Genomic DNA, 4999 nt, shown 5'->3' with positions numbered 1-4999 from the left:
ATAAAGAGTTCCTGTACCGCCATACTGTCAGCGCAGTGCGGTATCGAAAGGTGCAATCTCTAAGATTGCATGGGTCGCAAAGATTCCCCCACCATAGCTCTTAGCTTGGTGGTGGGAGTATGTCAATGGCCTGGTGATACATCAATGCAGGCTGATAAAGGGCTTTGCTATCGTATATACGATGCTTGTTGATTAAATTGGCAACAATAATGGCGCGAGAAATCTGTCAATTTAGCGCAAGAAAATGAGCTAAAACCGCAACTTTAAGCAATGTTGTTTAGTACAATAAAGTGTACATAACAAATGAAATACATGTGTATTGTACAAAATACTGTACTAAATGATGTTTAGTAAAAATTGCGCATTAAAGAGGATTCTATTCTATGCGCCGTGAATTTTTATGCGGATTCTAGTGAGAAGGGTCATCAAGATCAATTTTAACCTTATCAATAATTTCAGCTGCTTCTTCGCTAAAGTCGTCAGATGATTCAAGCCATTCACATTCAGTGCATTTAATACCTTGGCGTTCCGTTCGTTCGGGTTCTGATTTGCTTATACGAGTTTTAATTTCACCAGTCTTGGGGTGGATTTTTCTTGAATACTCGGTCGCCATCTCAAACCAAATGGCTAGTTGCCCCTGACATTTAGGGCAAACTAATTTTTCAGCTACTTCCATCTCTTATGAACCTTTTTTGTTTATGGGAGTGACCTATTGGTTGAGGTCACGTAGTTTTAACAGCTGAGTACGAAGGTGGGTTGCATCTGCCATAAGAAAATTAAGGCAAGATTGATGACCACCTTTTGATAAGACGTTGGGTAGGTTGTGACTCGCATCTGCAATGTTTGAAATTAAATCTAATTTTTGTTTATCGGTAAGCGTTCTGAAGGCTGGACCAGCTAGATGACGGATCGTGACAAAGCTTTCACCAAGTAAGCGCAACACTTCAATATCTTCGCTATGCAGCTCAATTATTCCTTGTTTGCAGGTGTACTATTTTGGGTGTCGTTATGATTTGAATCGTGCGGTTTCATGCAAGTACATCAATGCGATATTTATCATTTAAAATAACACTTATTATCCTAAAATACAAAATTCGTTTAGTACACAAAATGGTACTAATGTGCTAAAATATGCTCGTTAGGTACAAAAAATGGTATTAAACAATGAGCTTTAGATCTACAAGTTCAAGCCATGCAAAAGCTTTAGAAATTGGTGAGCGTATCAAGCAGGCTCGGCTTAATAAAGATTTAACTCAAGTTGAGATATCTGAGATATCCGGCTTAGAGAGACGTGTAATTATTAATGCTGAGAAAGGGAAAGTCACACTGGAAAATTTGATCGCATATTTGGATGCTCTAAACATGAGGGACCAGATAGATCTGTTTTTACCGCCCCAACCAATATCGCCAATTCAACTCCATAAGTTGCAAGGTAAAGAGCGTAAAAAGGCTTCGGGTGAACATAAGGCTAACTCGAACAACAAGAAAATATTAACTGCGAATAAGGATGATTTGGGATGGTGAGAGATACAGTTAGCGTTGAATATCTTGGTATGGATGTTGGGGTGATGGCGTATACAGAGGGGCAGCCAAGTGCCTTTGAATACTCTAAGACATTTCTAGACAGTGGTATCGAGCTTTCTCCGCTGTTTATGCCTTTGGGTGAGGGTGTTTATTCATTCCCAACATTAAACCCTGAGACATTTAAGGGGTTGGCAGGCTTATTTGCTGACTCGCTGCCTGATGACTTCGGTAATCGAATTTTAAATGCGTGGACAGCACGTAACGGTCGATCTCCTGACTCTATCACCCCATTAGAACGCCTGAAATATACAGGTAAGCGTGGTATGGGTGCACTGGAATATCACCCTGTAAAAGCCATGACAGGCTTTAATGCATCTCAACAAGTCGAAATTCTTGAATTGATTAAAATAGCTCAAGATGTATTGGATACTCGTTCATCTTTAGAGGTTGATCTTAAGAATGATGGTGCAGAAGACAAGGATGCTATGCTTGCGCTTCTATCCGTAGGTACAAGTGCAGGTGGCGCACGCCCTAAAGCAGTACTTGCATTTAATGAGGATTACAGCCAAGTCCGTTCAGGTCAAACAGATGTTCCAGATGGCTTTACGCACTACTTGATGAAGTTTGATGGTGTGAGTGAGCATAACGTCAATAAAGAAACTTTTGGTGATCCTATGGGCTACGGCGCAATGGAGTATGTTTATCATCAAATGGCCGTAAAATGCGGTATTGAAATGATGCCATGTAAGTTGCTGCAAGAGGGTGATCGTCAACATTTCATCACGCAGCGTTTTGATCGCGTGGGTAATGAGAAGATTCATATTCAATCCCTGAATGGATTGGCGCATGTGGATTATAAAAAGCCGGGGTCTTTCTCTTACGAAGAAATATTTAACGTGAACCGTCATTTGCGTTTGACTGCAGCCGAGGCAGAACAGTTGTTTAGACGCATGGTATTCAACGTGGTATCTCGTAACCACGATGACCACTCAAAGAACTTTGGCTACATGCTTGTAGATAATCAATGGAAATTGGCACCAGCTTATGACTTGGCATATAGCTATAAGCCGAACTCTTTTTGGGTAGATCAACATTGGATGACTCTTAACGGAAAACGTGACAATTTTGAAATGGCTGATTTCCTGTCATTCGAGAAGTTAAGTCCAATCTTTAGTGAACAGCGGATTCGTCAGATCTTGGAAGAAGTTATTGAGGCGGTTTCAAGTTGGACATCTCTCGCCGTGCAATCAAATGTGCCAAAGGTGCTGATTGAGCGCGTTGAGCAAAACCTACGCTTGAAATTCTAATTTATCTTTATTACCAAATGAGCTGCTTTCGGGTGGCTTTTTTTTATATATTCACGTGGGCCTAGATCGATAGGTTTGGACTCGCGTTTATACCAAGGCTGAAAAGAATAAAAAAAGGCAGATGATTAACTGCCTTTCTTTATTTCATAAACGTAAGCGTCCGCTGAACACACCTTATGAATTCATCCTATAAGCCTTAATTTAGTCCCCACTTAGAAACAAGTGGGGACTTAAATTTATGACTACAAATCATCAGACATCCATCGCATCTCTTGCGAAAAAACGAAGAACATACAGTGCTGAATTTAAACAGCAGATCGTTCAGGCTTGTAAAGCACCGGACGTTTCAATTGCTTCAGTCGCTTTGCAACATGGATTGAATACAAATCTTGTATCCAAATGGATTCGCTTAATTGATGCTAAGCCAGGGAGTGATCGCTCACCACTACCGAATAAACCTGCATTTATTGCCTTATCTTGCTCTGCACCATTAGATCCTACTCCTACTGACATGTTAAAAGTTCAAATTACTTTACCCCACTCAAAAGCAGAAATTGGCTTGAAATGGCAAGTATCAGAAATATCTGCTTTAGCAGAATTACTCAAGGCACTTGAAACATGATCCGCATTGATGAAATCTGGTTGTCTACTCAGCCCATGGACATGCGTGCAGGAATGGATACTGCCATGGCTCAGGTGGTGAGAGCCTTTGGCTACATCAAACCGCATTGTGCTTACCTGTTCTGTAATAAACGTGGCCATCGCATGAAAGTGCTGGTACATGATGGACTGGGCATCTGGCTGTGTGCCCGGCGGCTGGAACAGGGAAAATTCCACTGGGCTCAAGTTCACCAAGGTGAAACCGTGGCCCTCAACCCGGAACAGTTACAGGCACTGATCCAGGTTTGCCCTGGCAGCGCATTGGACGACAGCAGGTGGTCACGATGCTCTAAACCAAGCTCGGCTATTCTGCTATTCTCCAAACGTTCTATTTCCTCTGCGTCATGACCTCAGGCATACTGCGGTCATGAATACGCTGCCTGACTTAAGCCAACTGACCCATGAACAACTGCTGGAATTTACCCGGCAGTTGGCGATGCAGCATCAGTCTCTGGCACAATCAAATCAAGAATTAGAAAAATCAAACCAGCAATTGGATGCCAAAGTTCAGCATCTTTCTATTCTCAATCAAAAATACGAGCATGAACTCGCACTATTTAAACAGCACAAATTCGGCAGTAAAAACGAACATCTCACTGCAAAACAAATCCACCTGTGGGATGAAGCGGTTGAAGAAGATATTGCCGCGGTTGATCTGGAACTGGAACGGCTAAATGCAGATAAAACCGATGCAGTGACACACAAAGCCAAAACCAATAAACCTAAACGTCGACCACTGCCAGATCATCTACACACCATCCGTATTGAGCATGAACCTGCATCAACCCAATGTGCTTGTGGCTGCCAACTCCGTCGTATCGGCGAAGATGCCAGTGAAAAACTGCATTTCAGACCGGCACAGTTCTATAAGGAGCAGCATGTGCGTGGCAAATGGGTCTGTGATCAGTGCGACACTCTGACTCAGCAAGCGATGCCCGCCTATGTGATTGATAAAGGCATTGCTTCACCTGAACTGCTCAGCCATGTGCTGGTATCGAAGTATGCCGATCATTTACCGCTGTACCGTCAACGTCTGATCTATCAGCGGGCGGGAATCGAACTTTCTAGATCAACTTTATCTGACTGGATAGGTCGCTGCGGTGTAGAACTGGAACCTCTGGCCAATGCCTTAAAAGAGGTGGTACTACAACAGCAGGTGCTGCATGCAGATGAAACACCGGTCACCATCATGCGGATGGGTGAGAATGATAAAAAACCGAAGAAAGGTTATGTCTGGGCCTATGCCACTACACAGTACAATCCAGTTCAGGCGGTGATCTATGACTTTCAGGATAGTCGTTCAGGCCAGCATGCTGCAGAGTTCTTGAAAGGCTGGCAGGGTTATCTAGTCTGTGATGATTACAGTGGTTATAAAGCACGCTTTAACTAAATGTGCGGAATTCTCCATCTATAATCTGTGATTTAGATGGAGATGGATAGCACGCCTTTTCAGTCGGGTCTCTCTTGGTTTTGGATGTATTCTCGAATTACATCAATTGTCGCTCCAC

Annotated in this window: 6 protein-coding genes and 1 pseudogene; 5 read left to right on the top strand and 2 right to left on the bottom strand. The window is 42.8% G+C overall.

Annotated elements, in window-relative coordinates; translation table 11 throughout:
* Positions 1-409: 409 nt before the first annotated feature.
* A complete protein-coding gene (locus FTT85_RS17895) occupies positions 410-676 on the bottom strand; it encodes a hypothetical protein (RefSeq protein WP_111860974.1) in 267 nt (88 codons plus the stop codon).
* 33 nt (positions 677-709) lie between these two features.
* Positions 710-943: a hypothetical protein gene (locus FTT85_RS17890; protein ID WP_180184087.1), complete on the bottom strand. Its 234-nt coding sequence runs from the start codon at positions 941-943 to the stop codon at positions 710-712.
* 221 nt (positions 944-1164) lie between these two features.
* Between FTT85_RS17890 and FTT85_RS17885 the strand changes: the two genes are divergently transcribed.
* From FTT85_RS17885 to FTT85_RS17865, 5 genes and pseudogenes are all read left to right on the top strand, one after another.
* The gene (locus FTT85_RS17885) at positions 1165-1524 is read left to right on the top strand and encodes a helix-turn-helix domain-containing protein (protein WP_180184086.1); all 360 of its coding nucleotides are present in this window, start codon (positions 1165-1167) and stop codon (positions 1522-1524) included.
* Entirely contained in the window at positions 1518-2831 is a 1314-nt protein-coding gene (locus tag FTT85_RS17880) for a type II toxin-antitoxin system HipA family toxin (protein ID WP_152873592.1), read from the top strand. The genes FTT85_RS17885 and FTT85_RS17880 overlap by 7 nt, the downstream gene beginning before the upstream one ends.
* Before the next feature lie 238 nt (positions 2832-3069).
* Positions 3070-3453, top strand: coding sequence for a transposase (locus FTT85_RS17875; RefSeq protein WP_180184085.1), 384 nt, complete (start codon positions 3070-3072; stop codon positions 3451-3453).
* Entirely contained in the window at positions 3450-3839 is a 390-nt protein-coding gene (gene tnpB / locus FTT85_RS17870) for an IS66 family insertion sequence element accessory protein TnpB (RefSeq protein ID WP_180184084.1), read from the top strand. Before FTT85_RS17875 ends, tnpB begins: the two co-directional genes overlap by 4 nt.
* Before the next feature lie 19 nt (positions 3840-3858).
* A pseudogene (locus tag FTT85_RS17865) lies at positions 3859-4875 on the top strand (IS66 family transposase); the annotation flags it as partial.
* Positions 4876-4999 lie beyond the last annotated feature (124 nt).

The organism is Acinetobacter sp. YH01020 (assembly GCF_013420275.1).
Classification (GTDB): domain Bacteria; phylum Pseudomonadota; class Gammaproteobacteria; order Pseudomonadales; family Moraxellaceae; genus Acinetobacter; species Acinetobacter amyesii.
Note: the sequence above shows the minus strand (reverse complement) of the source record. Positions and strands in the feature narration are given on the sequence as shown.

What these genes read in the sequence shown, in the direction of transcription:
- FTT85_RS17895 (WP_111860974.1), bottom strand. Translation starts at nt 676, where the DNA reads ATGGAAGTAGCTGAAAAATTAGTTTGCCCTAAATGTCAGGGGCAACTA.
- FTT85_RS17885 (WP_180184086.1), top strand. Translation starts at nt 1,165, where the DNA reads ATGAGCTTTAGATCTACAAGTTCAAGCCATGCAAAAGCTTTAGAAATT.
- FTT85_RS17880 (WP_152873592.1), top strand. Translation starts at nt 1,518, where the DNA reads ATGGTGAGAGATACAGTTAGCGTTGAATATCTTGGTATGGATGTTGGG.
- FTT85_RS17875 (WP_180184085.1), top strand. Translation starts at nt 3,070, where the DNA reads ATGACTACAAATCATCAGACATCCATCGCATCTCTTGCGAAAAAACGA.
- tnpB (WP_180184084.1), top strand. Translation starts at nt 3,450, where the DNA reads ATGATCCGCATTGATGAAATCTGGTTGTCTACTCAGCCCATGGACATG.